1 protein-coding gene is annotated in these 326 nt (G+C 64.4%); it reads right to left on the bottom strand.

Annotated features, from left to right (window positions below):
- Positions 1-326, bottom strand: a 326-nt coding sequence (locus ACG2E4_RS18595) for a sugar phosphate isomerase/epimerase family protein (protein WP_395277527.1), incomplete at both ends; no start/stop codon positions are given.

Here is a 326-nt window from a genome sequence, read left to right on the forward strand (position 1 = left end):
TTGGCCAGCGGGTCCATCCCCCCGTTGATGATATGGCCCACATCCGGGGTCCACCCGATCACCTCCGGGTCCAGCCCCGGCAGGATGGCATCGTAGTCCTGCTCGGTGCGGGTGATCGAGGAGGGGGGCGAGTTGGGATGGAACGTGGATTCGACCCCCCGGGCGGCGGCCCGGCGGGCTACGCTGTTGAGGTTGGCCACCAGGTTCTTTCGCCGGGCGGTGACATCGTGACGGCCCGCCGGCTCGTGGACCAGGCACAGCAGGGCGCCCGGGAACTTCGAGGTTAATTCAATAATCTCGTCGGCTTTTTTTATTTCCTCTTCTGT

The sequence above is a fragment of the Halalkalibaculum sp. DA384 genome (assembly GCF_043951955.1).
In the GTDB taxonomy this organism is placed as follows: Bacteria; Bacteroidota; Rhodothermia; order Balneolales; family Balneolaceae; genus JAMQKA01.